Raw genomic sequence first — 19,474 nt, forward strand, 5'->3', positions numbered from 1 at the left:
CGCCTGATGCCGATCGATCCTTCCGTCGCCGTCGGGGCCGAGCTTCCCGAGGTCAAGTTCGCCTGGACCGAGTCCGACGTGCTGCTCTACCACCTGGCGCTGGGGGCGACGGAACTCCGGTACGTCTACGAACAGGGCCTGCGGGTGCTGCCGACGTTCGGCGTCGTCGCCCCTCGCTTCCACGAGACCGCGCCGCCCGCCGTGTCGTTCCCCGGCATCGACATCGACCTGGCCCGCGTTCTGCACGGAACGCAGGAGATCACCGTGCACACCCCTCTTCCCGCCGAGGGCGAGGCGGTGCTGAAGACGCGGATCGCGGACGTCTGGGACAAGGGCAAGGCCGCGGTCATCGTGCAGGAGGCCACCGCCGTGACACCGGACGGGACCGCCCTCTACACGACTCGGTCCAGCATCTTCGCCCGTGGCGAGGGCGGTTTCGGCGGCGAGCGCGGCCCGTCGGGCAAGGTCGAGGTGCCCGCGCGCGAGCCCGACTTCGTGATCGAGACACCGACCCTGCCGCAGCAGGCGTACCTCTACCGGTTGTGCGGTGACCGGAACCCGTTGCACGCGGATCCCGCCTTCGCCCAGCGCGCCGGGTTCGACCAGCCGATCCTGCACGGCCTGTGCACGTACGGCGTGGTGTGCAAGGCGGTGATCGACGCGGTGCTCGACGGGCCGGAGCAGGTGGCGTCGTTCGGGGCGAGGTTCGCGGGGGTGGTGTTTCCCGGCGAGACGCTGACGACGCGGGTGTGGCGGGACGGTCTCCGGCTCGTCGTGGACACCTCGGCCGGGGACCGTCCCGTTCTCGCTGACGCGGTACTCACTCTTCGCGGCGCGCCGTGACGAGCAGGGTGCCGGGCTTGCCAGGCGTCGGCCGGCTTCGCCCGTCACCGCTCTGCGGGCAGGTTCACCTTGACCTCGCCCTGCACGGCCTCGTCCGGACCTGTTCGTTGGGCGATGACGAGCCGGGTCATTTCATCGCCGCTCCGCGACGATTGCGATTGGGGCTTGACTTCGGGGCCCTTGCGAGATGCTTTCTCGGCCTAAAAGGCCGGGCATAAGGAGCCCGGCCGTTCCCTTCAACGGTAGCATCTCGCACCCAAAGTCAAGCCCCAATCGCGCGGTGGTCGCGTTATCACCGCTGGCCCGGGGGGTTCACCCAATCGCGTTCCGCTTTCATCGTTACCTTCCCGTGATCTTGCGGTAGAGTAGAACACGTGATCGAAACCCGACTCCTCCGCACCGACGAGCTGCTGAGCAGTCTCGCCGATGAGGTGACGGAGATTCGGGTTCGCGAGAATGCTGTCCTGCAGAAGATCGCCGAACTGGATCGGCGAGGAGCTGCGGGCGAGCTCGGTTACAAGAATCTGCCGCAGGTGTTGCGACACGCGGTTCGGTGGGATCTCACCACGGCCAAGAAATGGGTCACGAACGCCGGGTTGCTCGGGAGTGAGATCACCCCGACCGGCAGTGAGCTCGCTCCCGAACTTCCCGTGACCGCGTCGGTTGCGGCCGAGGGTGTGTTGTCGGTCGAGCATGTCGCGGTGGTCGCCGAGGTCATGAAGGCCCTGCCCGCCGAGGCTGAGGACTCCGTCGTGAGCTTCGCTCGTGAGCATGAGCCAAGTGCGGTGCGCGCGTTCGGCAAGGAGCTCGCGTATCGGCTGTATCAGGACGACCGGGAGCCGCGCGAACCTGAGCCCGCGCCGCAGGTCAACCAGCATGTGATGCGCTGGAAGAACGGCCAGCTGGAGATAAGGGCGGTGCTGGACGCAGTCACTGGCGCGAAGTACGAGGCGTTGCTCGATCCGCTGGCCAAGCCGCGTCCGGAGACCGCCGAGGACGGCCCGGACCTGCGGTCACGCGCCGAGCGTGAAGGCGACGCCCTGGCCGAGTTGGTCGATCTGATGCTGCGCGCCGACCAGCTGCCCGAGCACGGCGGCGAACCGGTCACGCTCACCGTGACCATCCGCTACGACGACCTCGCCGAGCAGGTCGGGCAGGCGACGCTGGACAACGGCGAGCGTGTCCCGGCCAAGCAGGTCCGTCAGCTCGCCTGCAACGCGGGCATCATCCCGCTGGTACTGGGCGAGAAGTCCCAGCCGATGAACATCGGCCGCAAAACCCGTACGTTCCCCGCCGGAATCCGCCGAATACTCGTCGCCCGCGATCGCGGCTGCGCTTTTCCCGGGTGCGGCAGACCACCGAAACAATGCGACGGCCACCACGTGCGCCATTGGGCGGACGGCGGCGAGACATCGGTCCACAACGCCGTCCTGCTGTGCCGCCACCACCACACGCTCATCCACCAAAGCGAATGGGACGTGACAATTGAGCACGGCATACCCACGTTCTACCCGCCCCGCTGGATGGACGACAACCGCAAGCCCAGGAGAAATCTTCTCCATGCCGCCGCCTGATCGTCCCGGCAAAGCCGTGGCGACGCGAAGCGAGCCGTCTTCCCTCATTCTCCGCTGCGCAAGCGGTAATAACGCAACCGCCGCGCGATTGGGGCTTTACTTTGGGTGCGAGGTGCTACCGTTGAAGGGAACGGCCGGGCTCCTTATGCCCGGCCTTTTCAGGCCGAGAAAGCGCTTCGCAAGCGCCCCGAAGTCAAGCCCCAATCGCAATCGTCGCGAAGCGGCGATGAATCGACCCGGCTCGTCGGCGAGACCGGAGTCAGGGCTGACCGAGGACCAGGCCGCTGGTCGGCACGCCGGTACCGGCGGTGACCAGGACGTGCTCGACGTTCGCCACCTGGTTCACCGCGGTGCCGCGCACCTGGCGCACGCCCTCGGCGATGCCGTTCATGCCGTGCAGGTAGGCCTCGCCGAGCTGGCCGCCGTGCGGGTTGAGGGGAAGCGAGCCGTCCAGTTCCAGCGCGCCGGACGCCACGAAGTCCTTCGCCTCTCCCCGGCCGCAGAAGCCCAGTTCCTCGAGCTGGACCAGGACGAACGGTGTGAAGTGGTCGTAGAGCACGGCCACGTCCACATCGGACGGACCGATGCCGGACTTCTCCCACAGGCCGCGCGCCACCACGCCCATCTCGGGCAGCCTGGTCAGGTCGTCGCGGTAGTAGCTGGTCATCGTGAACTGGTCCACGCTGCTGCCCTGCGCGGCGGCCTTGACGCGCACAGGTTTGCCCGGCAGGTCGCGGGCGCGTTCCGCCGACGTGACCACCAGGGCCACACCGCCGTCGCTCTCCTGGCAGCAGTCGAGGAGCCGGAGTGGTTCGGCGATCCAGCGCGACGCCTGGTGGTCGTCCAGGGTGATCGGCCTGTTGTGGAACCACGCGTGCGGGTTCGTGGCGGCGTGCTTGCGGTCGATCACCGCGATCCGGCCGAAGTCCTCGCTCGTGGCGCCGTACTCGTGCATGTACCGGCGGGCGAACATCGCGACCATCGCCGCCGGTGTGCCGAGGCCCATCGGGTACGACCAGCTGTTGTCGATGTTGGCCGCCGCGGCTGTCTGGACCTGCCCGAACCGGTGCCCCGAACGTTCGTTGAACGCCCGGTAGCAGACGACGACCTTCGCGGCACCGGTCTCGACGGCCATCGTGGCCTGCCCGATGGTCGCGCACGCCGCGCCGCCGCCGTAGTGGACCCGGCTGAAGAACGTCAGCTCCGGGATGCCCAGCTCGCGTGCCACCGCGATCTCGGCGTTGGTGTCCATGGTGAAGCTGACCAGTCCGTCCACATCGGACGGCTCGAGGCCGGCATCCGCCAGGGCGGCTCGTACCGCCTCGGCGGCGAGCTGGAGTTCGCTGCGGCCGGAGTCCTTGGAGAAGTCGGTCGCGCCGATCCCGACGATCGCGGCGTTCACGCGGGCACCTCGATCTTCACGGTTCCGGTGACGTGGTCCCCGTGGGCGGTCCTGCCGACGACCTCGATGATCAGGTCCTGTGCCTCGCGTTCGACCACCTGGCCGAAGAACTTCAGGGTGTCGTAGGCGAAGCAGGGCGCGCCGAGGCGGATGTTCACCTGGCGCACCAACGCCTCCGGGCCCGCCCAGTCGGTGACGTAGCGCTGCACGAGGCCGGTCGTCGTGAGGATGTTGATGAAGATGTCCTTCGACCCGCGCTGGACCGCCAGGTCGCGGTCGTGGTGGACGTCCTGGAAGTCGCGGGTGGCCAGCGCGGTGCTGATCACGAACGTCGGGGTGGCCTCGACGTGCCACTCGGGCAGGGAATCACCGATCCGCACGGGGCCTCCAGCTCGGCATCGTCAGCTCGTCGTCGACCTTGGTGAACACGACCTCGACCGGCAGCCCGACGCTCGGCTCGCCGTCCAGCTCGCCCAGCATCCGCACGCCCTCGTCCAGTTCGACCAGGGCGATGACGAACGGGGTCTGCTTGCCGGGCACCTGCGGGTGGTGGTGCACCACGTAGCTGTAGACCACGCCACGGCCATCCGAGACGAGGTACTTCGGTTTCGTGGCACCGCATTCCGGGCACATCGGGCCCGGTGGATGCCGCAGCAGGCCGCAGCCGCCGCACCGCTGGATGCGCAGCTCGCCTTCCCGGCACCCCTCCCAGAAGTACGCGGTGTCGCGGTTGACGGAAGGACGGATCGCCTGAGGCGGCGGGGCGGACTGGGCGGCCGCAGGAGCAGGCTGGGCGGCCGGCCGGAACTTCAGTACGCGGAACCGCATCTCGGCCACGGCCTCGTCGCCGACCCACCACGTGCTCCTGGTCGTGACGAACCAGCCCTCGCCCAGGCCCGTCCTCTTCGGCCCCGTCACGTCCTCCAGGCTCGTCGTCACCGACAGGTGCTCGCCGACCTTGAGGTACCGGTGGTAGGTCTGGTCGCTGTTGGTGGCGACGACGGACGTGTACCCGGCCTCGTCCAGGATCGCCATCATCCTGCCGAGCGGGTCGTCGAGCGTGCGCTGGCCGCGCAGTCCGGCCATCGTCCACACCTGGACCATCGCGGGCGGCGCGACCTCGGTGTAGCCGGGGTGCTCGTCGCCGATGGCCTCCAGCCAGTTGTTGATCATCGGCAGGTTCACCGGGTCGCGCGCGAGTCGCGGCGCGGACTCGCCCTGCTCGGCGATGCGGGCGGCCTCCTTCTCGATGTCGATCATCGCACCACCCGCGGCAGGCCGAGCCCGATGTTCGCGATCAGTTCGCGCTGGATCTCCTGCACTCCCCCGCCGAACGTCAGCACGAGGTTGCGCCGCGCCTGGACGTCCAGCCACCGGACGAGTTCCGCGTCGGCGCCGTGGCGCCCGACCAGTTCCTCCAGCAGCCTGCCGACGCGCTGGGTGCGGTCGGCGGCGAACACCTTCGTCGCCGACGCGTCCGCGACCTCGATCTCACCGCTCGCGACCTGCCAGTTGAGCAGCTCGTTCACCCGGTGCACCGCTCTCGCCTCGGCCAGCGCGCGCCGCACGTCCGGTTCGCCGAGGAGCTGACGCTCGGCCGCCCAGCTGTGGACCCGTTCGATCAGCACACCGATCCGCCCGGACGGGCCGAGCATCACGCGCTCGTGGTTGAGCTGGGTCGTGATCAGCCGCCAGCCCTTGTCCTGGTCGCCGACCCTGCGGGCCTCGGGCACGCGGACGTCGTTGTAGTAGGTGGCGTTGACGTGGTGTGCGCCGTCGCAGGTGATGATCGGCGTCCACGAGTAGCCGGGGTCGGTGGTGTCGACGATCAGGATCGTGATGCCCTTGTGCCGCGAGTCCGGCGCTCCGGTGCGGCAGGCCAGCCACACGTAGTCCGCGTCGTGGCCGCCCGTCGTGAAGGTCTTCTGCCCGTTGACGACGTAGTGATCGCCGTCCCGGACCGCCTTGGTGCGCAACGCGGCCAGGTCGGTGCCCGCGTCCGGTTCGGTGTAGCCGATGGCGAAGTGGAGGTCGCCGCAGAGGATGCGCGGCAGGAAGAAGTCTCTCTGCTCCTGGGTTCCGAACGACTGCAGCGTCGGCCCGACCGTCTGCAGCGTCACGTACGGCAGCGGGACGTCCGCGCGAGCGGCCTCGTTGACGAAGATCTGCTGCTCGACCGGCCCGAACCCCAGGCCGCCGTACTCCTTGGGCCACCCGACGCCGAGCCTGCCGTCCCGTCCCAGCCTGCGCACCAGCGCGCGGTAGGTCTCCCCGTGCCGTTCGGTGAGCATCGCCTCGCGTTCGGCGGCGGACATCAGGTTCGCGAAGTACTCGCGCAACTCGTCGCGCAGCTTGCGTTGCTCCGCGGTGAGGTCAATGAACATCGATGGCTCCCAAGCGGTGCTCCACTCCGCCGACGAACCGTGTCAGCTCCTTGGCCATGCCGTAGTAGCGGTGCATGGGATAGGTGATGTCGAGGCCGAGACCGCCGTGCAGGTGGTGGCAGGTGTGGACGGCCGGAAGGGCTTCCGCCGCGAGCCAGTAGGCGGCGGTGCTCAGGTCGCTGTCGTCGAGGCTCCAGCAGGCGGACAGGGTGGCGAGGTGCAGCGTGCGGGCGGCGATGTAGGCGTCGGCGACCAGGCAGGCCGCCACCTGGAAGGTCGCCAGGGGTTTGCCGAACTGGTGGCGGGTGCCGACGTGGCGCACGGTGAGGTCGAGTGCGCCTGCCAGGACGCCGTCCGCGAGCGCACAGGCCCCGGCCAGCGCGAACCGGCGAATCCCTGCCGCGGCACCCTCTCCGAGCGGTTCTCCGCGAGCTGCGTCGAGTCGCACCGTTCCGTCCGATATGGACACTCCGGGTTGTGCCGGGTCGACGACGAAGACACCGGTGTTCGTGCTGACGAGGATCCGTCGCGCCTCGGCGGCGTGCGGCACGTTGATCTTCACGCCGACGATGCCGTCCGGCCCCGCCGTGGTGTTCGGAACGGCGGGCAGGGGCCGCGACGGTTCGCTCAAAGCGGCTGTCAGCACGCCGTGCTGCTCGGTCACCAGCGGTAGCAACGCGTCCTGCTGGCCGGCGGTTCCGTACCGCGCGATCGGCAGCACTCCCAACGCGAGCGTGGCCAGCGCCGGCACGTCCACCGCACGCCGGCCGACCTCGGTGAGCAGCACGGCCGTCTCCAGCACGCCGAGCCCGTCACCGCCGAGCCGTTCCGGAACGGCCAGGGCCAGCAGTCCCGCCTCCCCCAACGCCTTCCAGGGGGTGTCGCTCTCCCTGCCCAGCACGTCGGCCGCCAGGGTGGCGATCTCCCGCTGGGTCTCGTCGAGCTCGAAGTCCATCAAGGCTCCCTGCGTCACTTTTCCCTGGGCAGACCGAGAATCCGTTCACCGGCGAGGTTCATCAGCACCTGCGTCGTGCCACCCGCGATGCTCAGGCAGCGGGTCAGGAGGAACTCGTGGACCAGGTCACCGTCGACCGCCGCGTCCGGCCCGAGCAGGTCGACCGCGAACTCCGCGACGTCCTGCCGCTGCCGCACCCCGACGAGCTTGCGCACGCTGGACTCCGCGCCGGGCTCCTGTCCGCCGAGCACCCGCAGGCTCGCCCGCAGGTCCAGCACGGACACCGCGAGGCCCTGGGCGACCAGGGCACCCAGCCGTTCCGCGTGATCGGCCGCGCCCGGAGACCTCAGGACCTGTTCCAGGGGTTCGCCCAGCGCCGAGCCCATCGCGACGCGTTCGTTGGCCAGGGTCGTACGGGCCAGCCGCCAGCCGTCGTTCACCTCGCCGACCACGCAGTCGTCTGGCACGAACACGTCGTCGAGGAAGACCTCGTTGAACCGCGCGTCGCCGGTGATCTCCCGCAGCGGCCGCACTTCGACGCCATCGGACCGCATGTCGACCAGGAAGTACGTGATGCCCTTGTGCTTCGGGACGCTGGAGTCCGTGCGGGCCAGGCAGATCGCCCAGTCGGCCTGGTGCGCGAGCGACGTCCACACCTTCTGCCCGGCGAGCCGCCAGCCGCCGTCGGCCCTGAGCGCCTTGGTGCGCAACGACGCCAGGTCGGAGCCCGCCTCCGGTTCGCTGAACAGCTGGCACCAGATGAGCTCACCGCGCAACGTCGGCCACACGAACCGTTCCTGCTGCTCCGGTGTCCCGTGGCGGAGGATCGTCGGCCCGGCCCAGCCGCCGATGACCAGGTCGGGCCTGCGCACCCCGGCGCGGGCGAACTCGCTGTCGATCACCATCTGCCGCGCCGGGCCGGCGTCCTGCCCGTACGGCTTCGGCCAGTGCGGCACGAGGAAACCGTTGTCCGCCAGCCGTTGCCGCTGGGCGGCGGGGTCCAGTCCGGCGATCTCCCGGGCGAACTCCCGCACCTGCGGATCGGACTCGACCTGAACGGCGAGGGACCGGCGTGCCCCCGCCAGTGCCAGTTGGGCGACGCGGCGGCGCCAGTACGCGACACCGCCCGCGAGCTGCTGCAACGCCAACGCCCGCCGCAGGTAGCGATGCGCGTCGTGCTCCCAGGTGAACCCGATGCCGCCCAGCACCTGGATGCAGTCCTTGGCGTTGCGCACCGCGGCGTCGAACGCCACCGCGCCCGCGACCGCCGCGGCCAGCGGGTGTTCGTCCTCGCCGACCGACCGCGCCGCGTCCCACGCGACGGACGACGCCTGCTCCGCGCGGCACAGCATCTCCACGCACATGTGCTTCACGGCTTGGAACGAGCCGATGACACGACCGAACTGCTGACGCTGTTTCGCGTACTCGACAGCGGTGTTCAGGCACCACGCGGCGACCCCGCTCGCCTCGGCGGCCATCAGCGTCACCGCGAGGTCGGTCGGGTCGGCCACCGTCTCACCTGGCGAGTGGACGGTGACCGAGCCGAGCGAACGTGAATGGTCGACGGCTTCGAGCCCCGTGACGGTCACCTGCTCGGCCGGCACGAGCATCCAGTGGTCCGTTCTGACCAGCAGATGCGTCGCTTCGGCGGCACCGACGACGTGCCCGGACGTGAAGCCGAACCCGGCGATCCCGGCGAAGTCCGGGAACAGCACCGACACCAGCGCCGTCGGCAGCAACGGCCCCGGCACGAGGTTCTCGGCCGCCCGCTCCAGCATCACCGCGAGGTCGGTGACCGTGCCGCCCTCCCGCGTCACCTCGAAGAACCCGACCCGGACCAGATCGGCCCACTCACCTTTCGCTGCGTCCACGCTGTCGCGCAACGCTCGCTGTTCCCCGGTCGTGGCGATCGGCATGCGGCCTCCTCCAGTACATGAAGAAGTTTATAGAACGTGTTCTATTTCTGACAACAGATCATGCCCGGGAAACCCATCGAGTACTATGACGAGGCAGCTGCAACACGTTCCAGGAGGATCATCTCCGTGTCACCTTCGAAGTCGCGCACGGACGCGCTCATGGCGGGCGACGAGCTGAGCTCGGCCGCCCAGCGCGAACGTCGCAAGCGGATCGTCGACGCGACCATCGCGCTGGCGTCCAAAGGTGGTTTCGACGCCGTCCAGATGCGCGCCGTCGCGGACAGGGCGGACGTCGCGCTGGGCACGTTGTACCGCTACTTCCCCTCGAAGGTCCACCTGCTCGTGTCGAGCCTCGCCGTGGAACTGGAGCGCGCCCAGGAGAAGATGGACCGGACCACCATCCCCGGCGACACCGCCTACGAGCGCGTGCTGTTCGTGCTCGGCCGCATCACCAGGGGCCTGCAGCGCAACCCGCACCTCACCGAGGCGATGACGCGCGCGTTCACCTTCGCCGACGCCTCCGCGGGTGCCGAGATCGACCGGGTCTCCCTGCTGATGGAGACCATGTTCACCAAGGCGATGAGCGACGACGCGACGACCGACGAGCAGAAGGCGATCGCGCGGGTCATCGGCGACGTGTGGCTGTCGAACCTCGTCGCCTGGGTCACCCGCCGCGCCACGGCCACGGACGTCGCGAACCGCCTCGAGCTCACGGTGCGCCTGCTGCTGAAGTGACACACCGAACACCAACGTCGATACGGGCCTAGGATCGGGGCATGGGTCTGTACGGCGATGCCGCCTTCCGGTTCCTCGTTCCCGACGCACCCCGCCACCGGCGCACCGACGCCGACCGCTTCCCCGCGCTGGGCCCGTCCCGCATCGCCACGCTGAACCAGCTGCGCACCACGCCCGGCATCGCCCGCCCGAGCCTCGTCTCCTCGTGGTCGGGGTCGATCGACCGGCTGCTGCTCGCGTTCCCGTCCTACGGCGTGCACGCCGCGGAACTGGCGGCGGGCTACCGTTCGGTGATAGCCGCGATGCGGCCGGGCACGGAGTTCGTCGTGGTCCACCACGAGAGCGACCGCGAGACCGTCGAAGGATGGTTCACCGAGGCCGGGCACACCGCCCAGTACGTGCCGATGCCCGGCTACGTGGACTTCACGGACTGGGCCGAGGACGGCTACCTCGCGCTCACCGACCAGGGTGAGGACGGGACGTACCTGCTGGAACCGTGGTCGTTCCCCCGGTCTGGCGACTCGCTGATCGCGGACGCCGTCGAGGAGTTCGGGCCGGTGCGGGCGACGCAGGCGCCGCTGGTGTTCCAGGGCGGTAACTGCCTGGTCGGCGACGACTTCTGGTTGCTGGGTACCGACTACTTCCTGGACACGCTCGAACTCGTCAATACCGGTGAGCTGCCGATCACGGTGCCGCCGGGGCAGACCGCGGTGGACTTCGTCCGCGAACTGTTCCGCCGGCACGTCGACAGCGACCGCGAACTCGTCCTCGTCGGCACGAAACGCCCGTTGGGACTGAAGAGTTACTACGCGACGGCGGAGGCCGGCGAGTACCACCTCGACATCCCCGGCGGAGGCGTCGGGGACGTCCAGCCGATCTTCCACATCGACATGTTCGTGACGCCGGCCGGGCGGGTGGACGGACGGTTCCGGGTGCTGGTCGGCAGCCCGGGGCTCGCGAATGCCGCGCTCGGCACCAGGTCGCCGTTCAGCCTGCAGAACGCCTACGACGAGATCGCGGCGGAGTTCGAGGGCCGCGGGTTCGACGTCGTGCGCAACCCGCTCGTGCACCGGCCCCACATCGCCCAGCGGCTGACGTTCGCGGACCTGCGCGCGTTCGCCGGAACGCCCGACGGCGCCGAACTGAGCGAGGTCGTCACCGAGTTCGCGGCGGTGGGCGCCGAGCCGGAGTCGACGATCAACGTCCGGCCGTGGCACCACATCACCTGGAACAACTGCCTCGTCGAGGACAGCGCCGGCGCGGGTAAGAACGTCTACCTGCCGACTTTCGGCCACGGCGAGAACGCCGACCTCGCCGTGATCGACGACGAGATGGAGCGGCTGTGGACGGGCATGGGGTTCACGGTGCACCGGCTCGCCGACTTCAACGCGTTCGCGAGCAGGCAGGGCGTGGTCCACTGCATCAAGAAGTACCTCGCCAGGGGTGCGTAGTTCCTGGGAATGATCCGCGAGTCACACCTCCGAACGATGACTGGGCAAGGTGTTCACCTCTACCGTCTGTCCTATGAAGACGCTCGTGGTCCTCGTCGTGCTGGCCGTCCTAGGTGCTGGAACCGTGTTCCTGGTGAACCAGTTCGGCGGCTGGACGACACTGATCGGCAAGGCCTGGGCCATCACCTACGAGGTGACGTCCCAGCCCGCTGAGACGGCCGTGGACGTGACGTACGCGGAGTCGCCCAACACCAACCGCAAGGAGACCCCGCGGTCCGTCACGATCTCGAGGCCGCTGCCGTGGACGTTCGAGGTCGTGATCAACGCCGGGGAGAAGGCCCAGGTCTCGGCCACGCCGAAGGGCGACCAGGTGCTCACCTGCCGCATCCTGCTGGACGGGATCAAGGAGCTGGCGACGGCGACCGGACAGCCCGGCCAGAAGGTCGACTGCGAGGCCGTGACCGCGACCTGATCAGCGGCTGGGGAACGCAACCCCGGCCATGACAGGCAACTGTCCTGTTTCTGTCCAAATATTCCCGGTCCCGCCGAGGCAGAATGACTTCCCTACGGATCGGGAGTGGTGCCCGTGGCGGTGCGGCACATCATCGGCGCGCTCGTCGCGGACTGGGACAGGGTCACCGACCTGCTCGGCGTGGACGGGCGGGCGCGGTTGCGCGCGCTGATCGGGGAGATGCGGTCCGCGACCTCCCCGGGAGAGCGGGCGGCGATCGCGCACGGGGTGACGCGGCTGCTCGGTGAGTTCCTGCCGGACGACGACCGGGTCTTCGCCGATGCCGGAGTCCGGTACGCCGGCGTCCGGCAGTCCCGCGATCTGGACCACGCGCTGATCGCCCTGTCCGGTGACGCCCGCCTGTACGGACGCCCGCGCAGCGCCAGGGAACGCATCCTCGCCCACGAGTGGAAGCCGGCCGCGGACCTGCGCGAACAGGGGCACACGCCGGACGCGTTCGGGATCATCAAGCTCCACCGCGACGACGGCAGCGCGTCGGTACCGCTGTTCCAGTTCGACGAGTCGGGCGCGCCGTTGGAGGTCGTGTTGCGGATCAACTGGGTGCTGCGCGCCCAGGACGACCCGTGGGGCGCCGCCGACTGGTGGTTCAGCGCCAACGCCTGGCTCTCCGAACCGCCGTTCACGCTGGTCGGGCGAACGTCCGACGACCTGCTGGTGGCCGCCGCGGTCGCGGTGGCGGAGGGCTGAGCCGTGCCCGAAGTCCCTCCTCCCCCGCGGCTCACCGGCACCCCGGTGCGCGAGACGATCCCGGCGGGCAGGGTGTTCTACCGCGTTCACCCCGCCGGCCGGAGCCCGCTGGCCTTCGACGCCCAGCACCGCGGCGCGTTCGGCGGTGGCCGGTTCGACGCGTGCACGGGCGCGCCTCACCGCACGCTCTGCCTGTCCGCCGCACCGGAAACGACCATCGCGGAACGGTTCCTGCGCGAGTTCGCGGTCACCCGCGGCGTCCAGCGGATCCTGCCCCGAGCGGCACTGGCCGGCCAGGTGCTCACCGAGGTGCGCACCAGCACCGACCTCGACCTCGTCCGCCTGTACTCCACTCAGGACCTCGCCGCGGTGCACCAGGACACCTGGCTGACGACGACCACACCGGACCGGTTCCACGCCACCAGGGAATGGGCGGAGTGGCTGCACGACAGGGTTCCCTGGGCGGACGGCATCCTCTGGCAGTCGATCGCGGACATGCCTAGGGAAACGGTGGTGCTCTTCGACGACCGGTGCCCTGCCCCACCCGTGCCGGGGCCGTCGCGGGCGCTGGACGACCCGGCGGAGCTTCCGTGGCTGACCGACCTGCTCAAGCCGTACGGCGTGGAGGTCGACCCGCCACCACCGACGTCGCCGAGGTTCTTCATCAACTTCCGCACCGGCGACGCCGAGGCCGTTCCCGAGCTGTTGCACCGGGAACTGGCCCGGCGGCTCGGCGAGCAGGCCGTGTTCTACGACGTCCGCTCGATGAGGCCGGGCACACCGGACTTCGCCGCGTCCATCGAGGAGAGCGTGCGCTCCTGCGAGACGGTGATCGCGGTCATCGGCAGGCGGTGGGAGAACCTGACCGACGACAAGGGAGTTCCGTTCCTGGAGGATCCACTGGACTGGGTGCGCCGGGAGCTGGTCCTGGCGCACCGGACCGGACGGAAGATCGTTCCGGTGCTCGTCGGCATGCGCGCCGCGCTCAGGGAGGAGTCGTTGCCGCCCGAGCTCCGGCATCTGGTGGGAGTCCAGTTCCACCACCTGCGCCGGGGATACGGCGACCTGGACGTCGAGCAGCTGGTGAACGAGCTGCTCGACGGGTGAACGGGCGCCCCGGAGACCGAGGCGCCCGTGAGGATCACACGTTGTCGACGTGCGCGACGCCCGCGGTGCGGTAGTCCTGCACCGCCGTCCTCACCTGGGCCGGGCTCAGCACCTGGTCCTTGGCGAAGTACACGTAGTCGACCTCCTGCTGGTAGGCGCGCTCGGCCGAGCTGCCCTGCAGGCCGCCCGAGATGAACCACAGGTTGAAGTTGATCGACATCGGCGTCTCCGGGTAGTACTTGTCGCCGTGGTCGGCGACCAGCACGCCGTCGATGAAGTACTTCACGCGGCCGTTCGCGACCTGGAAGACCAGGTCGTGCCAGCCCGCGTAGCTCTGCCGCTGTTCGTTGTGGATGTTGTCGGCGACCCAGGGCTCGTTCTGGTAGGTCTCCCAGGTGGTCTCGTACATGATGTTGGCCGGCTCGCCCCAGCCGCCGTTGGGCAGGTACTCGAAGTCGATCTCGCCGTAGTTCGGGTCCATCGGCGCGTTGAGCGGGGTGATCGTGAAGAACGTCTGCACGACGTGGTCGCCGTCCGGGCCGAAGACCGGCGCGTCGCTGAACTTCACCCTGGACGCGTACGTGCCTTCGAAGAACTTGCGCTGGTGGAACATCTCCGTCTGCTTCGCGGCGGAGCCGTTGTTCCACGAGTCGAGGCGCATGACCTTCTGGCCGTCGACGGTCGGGAACGTCACGCGCGACGCGTCCCACTCGGCGCCCGGCACGCCGGGGCCGCCGCCGCCCGACCGCACGGTCCAGCCGCGCTGGCCGATCCGCGAGTCGGTCGAGCTGGTGTAGCTGAAGTCGTCGAACAGCTTGGGGCCGTTGGGGTTCGGCGGCGTGGACGTGGTCGTCGTGGTGGTGGGCGAGGTGCCGCCGGGCGGGGTGCCCCACAGCAGCGTGCCGCCACGGTGGACCGTCACCCGGTTCCACGCCGAGTACGTGCTCTCGCCGCGGAACGAGTAGTCGTCGGACTGGGTGATCGGGCCCCAGTTGGTGCGGTAGAACCGGAGCTGGAGGTCTCCGGTGTCCTGGCCGGGCGCCAGGGTGCCGGCGCCGCCGGTGAAGCCGACCTCCAGGTAGCGGTCGGCGGGGCCACCGGTGAGCGTGCCGAACTGGCCGGTGACGTTGCCGCAGCCGCGGACCGCCCAGGAGCAGGCGAAGCGGTAGCCCACGTCCGGGGTGTCGCTCTTGAAGTAGTAACGGACCTTGACGTCGGACAGCGGCACGCTGGTGGTGCCGGAGTTGACCAGCTTGAGCCAGGGCTCGACCTGGTCGGCGGTGGCACCGGACGCGCTGGTCCGGTACTGGGCGGTGATCGAGTCGGCGGCGAAGGCGTTCGGCGCGACGGCCAGCGCGACCACGGCGAGCGCCGCGCAGGACGCGGCTACGAGTGCTCGCAAGGTTCTCTCCTCACTTCGGCAGGGATGGACAGTGCGGCGAGCCTTGATGAGTGGAGGCGCATCCGGGTCACGAAGCCCTCCCACTCAGGGCGCTGGGACCACAGGGTGTCGGCCAGCGCGACGAGACGGGGGAACGCCAGGTACTCCAGGTGTTGCCGGGAGCGGGCGTGCTCGGTCCACAGCTGGCACTGGGCGCCTAGCACGCCGTCGGGCAGCGGCACGTGGTAGACGTCGCGGGTGGTCACGACGAACCCGGGCTGGCCGGGTGGTTCGTGCGCGCCGTCCGACTGCGGGTAGTCGAGGTAGGTGGAGGTGTGCGGGGCCATCACCACCGGCTGGCCGCGGTCGAGCGCCTTGGCGGCCTGGGTCTCGTCCTTCCACGGCATCAGCACGGAACGCGGGTCGCCCGTCGGTTCCCAGGCGGCCGGGACGCGGCCGCGGTCGAGCACGTACTCGCCCGCCTGCCTGAGGAACTGACCGTGCACGTCCTGCGGCAGCAGGCACTCGTCGCCGCCGAGGTGGACGTGCTCGCCGGGGAAGACCTCCAGCACCTCGGCCAGCACCTCGCGGACGAAGCCCATCGCGTGCAGCCCGAACGCCGCGTCGCTGATGCCCCAGCGGGTCCAGACGGGCAGCGGTCGCGGTGCGATGCCGAGGCCGGGGTAGGCAGCCAGTGCGGCACGGGCGTGACCGGGCATCTCGATCTCCGGCATGATCCGGATCCCGCGCTCGGCGGCGTACGCGACGAGCCCTTGCAGTTCGCCGCGGGTGTAGGTGCCGCCGTGGGGCACGCCGTCGCCGTTGGTCTCGGTGCGCCAGCCGCCGACCGAGGTCAGCAGCGGGTGGCTCGGCACCGGCATGCGCCAGCCCTGGTCGTCGGTCAGGTGCAGGTGCAGGACGTTGAGCTTGTGCAGGGCCATCAGGTCGATGAACCGCCGCACCACGTGCACCGGCTGGAAGTGCCGGGCGACGTCGAGCATGAACCCGCGCCACGGCAGCCTGGGCACGTCGCGGATGTCGGCGCCGGGCAGCGTCCAGTCCACATCGGACACCCGGCTCGGCCGGAGTGCCTCGCCCGGCAGGAGCTGGCGGATGGTCTGCACGCCGTGCGCCAGGCCGTCCGCCGTGCCGGCGCGCAGCATGACCCCGTGTTCGTTGACGGTCAGCGCGTAACCCTCGGCGCCGAGCCCGACGAGCTTGGCGTCCAGCGCGATGAGGACCTGGCCGTGGTCCGCGATGGGCAACGGCAGTCCCGTGGCCGGTCTGAGCAGGGTGCGCAGCAACCTCGCGGCGGGCTCGGCGCCGGGCGTGACCCGCACGCTCGTGTCACGGTCCAGCGTGAAGCCCTTGCCGCGCCGCACGATCCTGCTCGGGAGTGGAACGATCACCCCTTCACCGCCCCTCCGACGATGCCGGTGGTCACCCGGCCCTGCAACACGACGAAGATCAGCAGCACCGGCAGCATGAACAGCGTCGAGGCGGCCATCGTGGCGCCCCAGTCGGTGCCGAAGGTGTTGTTGAACGAGGACAGCCATACCGGCAGCGTGCGGTCGTCCTGGTCCTTGATGATCAGCACGTTGGCGAAGGCGAACTCGTTCCACGCGGTGATGAACCCGAACAGCGAGGTCGCCAGCAGCCCCGGCGCGAGCAGCGGGAACACCACCCGCCGGAACGCCTGCCCGCGCGAGCAGCCGTCGACCTGCGCCGCCTCCTCCAGGTCGACCGGGATGGCCGCGAGGAACCCGCGCAGCGTCACGATCGTGAACGGCAGGGTCATCATGAAGTAGACCAGGGTGAGGATCCACAGCGTGTCGAGCATGCCGGTGTCCCTGGCGATCACGTAGATCGGGATCAGCAGCGCCTCCCACGGCGTCATCTGCGCGACGAACACCATGAGCACGAACGCCCTGCGGCCCTTCCACCGCAGCCGCGCGATCGCGAACGCCGCCAGCAGCGCGACGAGCAGGGCCAGCACCACCGCACCGCCCGCGACCAGCAGGCTGTTGCGCCAGAACGAGAAGAACCCCTGCGCGGCGATCGCGGTGCCGAAGTGGTCGAAAGTGATCGAGGCGGGCAGGAACGTCGGTGTCGCGCTCTGGATGTCCTTGGTGGGTTTGAAGGCGGTGAGCACCATCCAGTACACGGGGAACACCGAGACGGCGAACACGAGCAGCGCCGCCGTGGTGCGGGAGATCCGGCCGATCATGCTTCCCGCTCCTGCCGGTAGAGCTGGCGGAAGTACGCCAGCAGCGCGATCACGAGCAGCAGCACCATGAGCATCGACACGGCCGCGCCCAGGTCGTAGCGCTGCAACGACTGCGCGACCTGGAACGCGTAGACCGGCAGCGTCGTCGTGGCCTGTCCGGGACCGCCCTGGCTGATCACCCAGATCTGCACGAACGCCTTGACCACCCAGATCACCTCAAGACAGGTGATCAGGCCGAACATGGCCCGCAGCATGGGGAACGTGATGGTGGAGAACACCCGCCACGCGCCCGCGCCGTCCATGCGCGCGGCTTCGTACAGCTCCTGCGGCACGGTGATCATCGCCGCGTACAGCGACAGCGCGGCGAACGGGATCGACTGCCACACGATCAGCGTCACGAGGATCCCGAACGTCGCCTCGCCGTCCGCGAACCACGTGTAGTCCCGGTACTCCTCGAAGCCCAGCGCGACCAGTGCCCAGTTCACGACGCCGAGCCGGGACTGGAAGAGCCACTGGAACACCGTGGTCGCGGCGATGATCGGCGTCGCCCAGGTGAGCACGAGCCCGCCCATCACGAGCAGCCTGAGCCACTTCCCGAGCCGCACGAGCAGCAGCGCGACCAAAGTGGACAGAACCATGATCAGCACGACGTTGATCGCGGTGAAGTACAGCGTCCTGCGGACCACGCTCCAGAACTCCGGGTCGGACAGCACCCGGACGTAGTTCGCCAGGCCGACGAACTTCGCGTCCCCGCGCACGAGCTGCGGCAGTCCGAACTCCTGCAACGAGATGATCACGTTGCGGACCAACGGGTACACCAGCAGGTACGCGGTGGTGAGCAGGGTGGGGGCGATCAGCAGGTACGGCAGCACCGAGCGCTTGCGGCGCTTCGGCGGGGCCGGTGCGGTCTCCCGCACCGGCCTCTCGGCGAGGAGCGTCATTTGCCGGAGTTGAGCGCTTGGGTGATCACCTCGTCGGCCTTCGCGGCCGCCGTTCCCGGATCGGCACCCGTCAGCACCGCCGTCTGGAACTCCTTGATCGGGTTGCGGGCCTCGACCGCCGCCCAGTTCGGCGAGTTCGGGGTGGCGTGGCCGTTGGCCGCGCCCTGCGCCATGGCCGCGGTACCGGGGTCTCCCCCGACCGCCTGCGCGAGCGACTTGCGGTTCGGCACGTAGTTCATCGCCTTCGCGAGCTTGACCTGCCACTTCTCGCCGGCCAGCGCCTTGACGACCTCGTAGGCGCCGTCCTGCCTGCTCGACGCCATCGGGATGATCAGGTCGGAGCCGCCGGTGAACACCGCGCCGGGCTTGTCGGCGGTCTTGCCGGGGATCGGGAAGAAGCCGATCTTGCCTTCCAGCTCGGGGTTGGCCTTGGTGACGAGCTTGGCCGCGCCGGGCACCGCGATGAACTGCGCGACCTTGCCGCCAGCGACCACGTCCGTCTGCTGCGGCTTGGCCTCGTCGGCGTCCTTCGGACCGTCGCCCAGGGCCTGCAGTTTCTGGTAGAAGTCCATGCCCGCCAACGCCTCGGGCGTGTTCAGCGAGCCCTTCCACCTGTCGCCGTCCCGCTCGGCGAGGTCGCCGCCCTCGTCCCAGATGAACCCGGACAGCGTGTACCAGTTCTGCCCGGGCAGGTAGATGCCCTGCTGGTCGCCCTGGTCGAGCTTCGCGGTGGCGGCGAGCCACTCCTCGCGGGTCTTCGGCGGCGTCACCCCGGCGGCCTCGAAGAGGTCCTTGCGGTAGATCACGACCCGGTTGGCCGCGTAGAACGGGATCCCGAACTGCTTGCCGTCCACCGCACCGGGTTCGCTGAGACCGGGGATCCAGTCGTCACCCTGCAACTCGGCCTTCTTGGCGGACAGGTCCGTGACGCCCTTGCTGGCCACGTACTGGGCGACCTGCGTGTTGCCGACCTCGATCACATCGGGGGGATCGGTGCTGGCCAGAGCACTGGTCACCTTCTGCGTGATGCCGTTCCACTCCTGGATCTGGATCTTCAGGTCGAGGTCGGCGTGATCACGTTCGAACTCGCTCTCGAACTTCGAGACGAACTCCTCGGTGGCCGTGTCCTTCATGAGCCACACGGTGATCTCCTGCTTCTCACCTCCTCCCGCGGACGTGGTGCCGCAGGCGGACAACGTGAGAGCCAGGACGAGCAAGGCAGCGGAGCGCGACACGACTCACCTCTCGCTGGGATGTGACCAATTGGTCAGGTCTCGACGGGTGAGGTAGAAAGTGGCACAGACCACTTATCAGGTCAATACCCAGGTTGGACGCATGA

At 69.3% G+C, this 19,474-nt stretch carries 18 protein-coding genes; 7 read left to right on the top strand and 11 right to left on the bottom strand.

Annotated features, from left to right (window positions below; translation table 11 throughout):
- Positions 1-6 precede the first annotated feature (6 nt).
- Together ACRSBM_RS19165 and ACRSBM_RS19170 are read left to right on the top strand one after the other, a co-directional pair.
- Positions 7-843, top strand: coding sequence for a MaoC/PaaZ C-terminal domain-containing protein (locus ACRSBM_RS19165; protein ID WP_434444982.1), 837 nt, complete (start codon positions 7-9; stop codon positions 841-843).
- A 374-nt stretch (positions 844-1,217) separates the two neighbouring features.
- Complete coding sequence (locus tag ACRSBM_RS19170; RefSeq protein WP_434444983.1) at positions 1,218-2,417, top strand: DUF222 domain-containing protein; 1,200 nt, start codon at positions 1,218-1,220, stop codon at positions 2,415-2,417.
- A gap of 259 nt (positions 2,418-2,676) precedes the next feature.
- Here ACRSBM_RS19170 and ACRSBM_RS19175 read toward each other — a convergent pair whose 3' ends face one another.
- The 6 genes from ACRSBM_RS19175 to ACRSBM_RS19200 are packed head-to-tail and all read right to left on the bottom strand — an operon-like array spanning position 2,677 to position 9,074.
- The gene (locus ACRSBM_RS19175; RefSeq protein ID WP_434444984.1) at positions 2,677-3,819 is read right to left on the bottom strand and encodes a lipid-transfer protein; all 1,143 of its coding nucleotides are present in this window, start codon (positions 3,817-3,819) and stop codon (positions 2,677-2,679) included.
- On the bottom strand, positions 3,816-4,199 hold the full coding sequence (locus ACRSBM_RS19180; RefSeq protein ID WP_434444985.1) for a MaoC family dehydratase: 384 nt from the start codon (positions 4,197-4,199) through the stop codon (positions 3,816-3,818). Before ACRSBM_RS19180 ends, ACRSBM_RS19175 begins: the two co-directional genes overlap by 4 nt.
- Positions 4,186-5,076, bottom strand: coding sequence for a bifunctional MaoC family dehydratase N-terminal/OB-fold nucleic acid binding domain-containing protein (locus ACRSBM_RS19185; protein ID WP_434453118.1), 891 nt, complete (start codon positions 5,074-5,076; stop codon positions 4,186-4,188). The genes ACRSBM_RS19180 and ACRSBM_RS19185 overlap by 14 nt, the downstream gene beginning before the upstream one ends.
- A complete protein-coding gene (locus tag ACRSBM_RS19190) occupies positions 5,076-6,203 on the bottom strand; it encodes an acyl-CoA dehydrogenase family protein (protein WP_434444986.1) in 1,128 nt (375 codons plus the stop codon). Before ACRSBM_RS19190 ends, ACRSBM_RS19185 begins: the two co-directional genes overlap by 1 nt.
- Positions 6,193-7,158, bottom strand: coding sequence for an acyl-CoA dehydrogenase family protein (locus tag ACRSBM_RS19195; protein WP_434444987.1), 966 nt, complete (start codon positions 7,156-7,158; stop codon positions 6,193-6,195). Before ACRSBM_RS19195 ends, ACRSBM_RS19190 begins: the two co-directional genes overlap by 11 nt.
- A gap of 14 nt (positions 7,159-7,172) precedes the next feature.
- Entirely contained in the window at positions 7,173-9,074 is a 1,902-nt protein-coding gene (locus ACRSBM_RS19200) for an acyl-CoA dehydrogenase family protein (protein ID WP_434444988.1), read from the bottom strand.
- Positions 9,075-9,233: 159 nt separating this feature from the next.
- On the opposite strand from ACRSBM_RS19200, the gene kstR reads away from it, so the two are divergent.
- From kstR to ACRSBM_RS19225, 5 genes are all read left to right on the top strand, one after another.
- A complete protein-coding gene (kstR, locus tag ACRSBM_RS19205; RefSeq protein WP_434453121.1) occupies positions 9,234-9,809 on the top strand; it encodes a cholesterol catabolism transcriptional regulator KstR in 576 nt (191 codons plus the stop codon).
- 41 nt (positions 9,810-9,850) lie between these two features.
- Complete coding sequence (locus ACRSBM_RS19210) at positions 9,851-11,260, top strand: hypothetical protein (protein WP_434444989.1); 1,410 nt, start codon at positions 9,851-9,853, stop codon at positions 11,258-11,260.
- A gap of 73 nt (positions 11,261-11,333) precedes the next feature.
- On the top strand, positions 11,334-11,732 hold the full coding sequence (locus ACRSBM_RS19215; RefSeq protein ID WP_434444990.1) for a hypothetical protein: 399 nt from the start codon (positions 11,334-11,336) through the stop codon (positions 11,730-11,732).
- Between the two features lie 114 nt (positions 11,733-11,846).
- Entirely contained in the window at positions 11,847-12,479 is a 633-nt protein-coding gene (locus ACRSBM_RS19220; protein ID WP_434444991.1) for a hypothetical protein, read from the top strand.
- Positions 12,480-12,482: 3 nt separating this feature from the next.
- On the top strand, positions 12,483-13,586 hold the full coding sequence (locus ACRSBM_RS19225) for an RES domain-containing protein (RefSeq protein ID WP_434444992.1): 1,104 nt from the start codon (positions 12,483-12,485) through the stop codon (positions 13,584-13,586).
- A gap of 34 nt (positions 13,587-13,620) precedes the next feature.
- Here the strand turns inward: ACRSBM_RS19225 and ACRSBM_RS19230 are convergent, their stop codons facing one another.
- From ACRSBM_RS19230 to ACRSBM_RS19250, 5 genes are read right to left on the bottom strand one after another with little or no spacing between them, the layout of a single operon-like run.
- On the bottom strand, positions 13,621-14,988 hold the full coding sequence (locus ACRSBM_RS19230; RefSeq protein WP_434444993.1) for a cellulose binding domain-containing protein: 1,368 nt from the start codon (positions 14,986-14,988) through the stop codon (positions 13,621-13,623).
- Positions 14,973-16,376, bottom strand: coding sequence for a beta-N-acetylhexosaminidase (locus ACRSBM_RS19235; protein ID WP_434444994.1), 1,404 nt, complete (start codon positions 16,374-16,376; stop codon positions 14,973-14,975). Before ACRSBM_RS19235 ends, ACRSBM_RS19230 begins: the two co-directional genes overlap by 16 nt.
- A complete protein-coding gene (locus ACRSBM_RS19240; protein ID WP_434444995.1) occupies positions 16,373-17,194 on the bottom strand; it encodes a carbohydrate ABC transporter permease in 822 nt (273 codons plus the stop codon). The genes ACRSBM_RS19235 and ACRSBM_RS19240 overlap by 4 nt, the downstream gene beginning before the upstream one ends.
- Positions 17,191-18,135 (bottom strand): carbohydrate ABC transporter permease, encoded by a 945-nt coding sequence (locus ACRSBM_RS19245; RefSeq protein WP_434444996.1) that lies wholly within the window; start codon positions 18,133-18,135, stop codon positions 17,191-17,193. Before ACRSBM_RS19245 ends, ACRSBM_RS19240 begins: the two co-directional genes overlap by 4 nt.
- Complete coding sequence (locus ACRSBM_RS19250; protein WP_434444997.1) at positions 18,132-19,370, bottom strand: extracellular solute-binding protein; 1,239 nt, start codon at positions 19,368-19,370, stop codon at positions 18,132-18,134. The genes ACRSBM_RS19245 and ACRSBM_RS19250 overlap by 4 nt, the downstream gene beginning before the upstream one ends.
- Between the last annotated feature and the right edge of the window lie 104 nt (positions 19,371-19,474).

Origin of the sequence: Lentzea xerophila (genome assembly GCF_051094245.1) — a bacterium.
In the GTDB taxonomy this organism is placed as follows: Bacteria; Actinomycetota; Actinomycetes; order Mycobacteriales; family Pseudonocardiaceae; genus Lentzea; species Lentzea xerophila.

Coding starts and splice junctions, on each gene's coding strand:
- ACRSBM_RS19165 (WP_434444982.1), top strand. CDS start 7: ATGCCGATCGATCCTTCCGTCGCCGTCGGGGCCGAGCTTCCCGAGGTC.
- ACRSBM_RS19190 (WP_434444986.1), bottom strand. CDS start 6,203: ATGTTCATTGACCTCACCGCGGAGCAACGCAAGCTGCGCGACGAGTTG.
- ACRSBM_RS19195 (WP_434444987.1), bottom strand. CDS start 7,158: ATGGACTTCGAGCTCGACGAGACCCAGCGGGAGATCGCCACCCTGGCG.
- ACRSBM_RS19200 (WP_434444988.1), bottom strand. CDS start 9,074: ATGCCGATCGCCACGACCGGGGAACAGCGAGCGTTGCGCGACAGCGTG.
- kstR (WP_434453121.1), top strand. CDS start 9,234: ATGGCGGGCGACGAGCTGAGCTCGGCCGCCCAGCGCGAACGTCGCAAG.
- ACRSBM_RS19210 (WP_434444989.1), top strand. CDS start 9,851: ATGGGTCTGTACGGCGATGCCGCCTTCCGGTTCCTCGTTCCCGACGCA.
- ACRSBM_RS19215 (WP_434444990.1), top strand. CDS start 11,334: ATGAAGACGCTCGTGGTCCTCGTCGTGCTGGCCGTCCTAGGTGCTGGA.
- ACRSBM_RS19240 (WP_434444995.1), bottom strand. CDS start 17,194: ATGATCGGCCGGATCTCCCGCACCACGGCGGCGCTGCTCGTGTTCGCC.
- ACRSBM_RS19245 (WP_434444996.1), bottom strand. CDS start 18,135: ATGACGCTCCTCGCCGAGAGGCCGGTGCGGGAGACCGCACCGGCCCCG.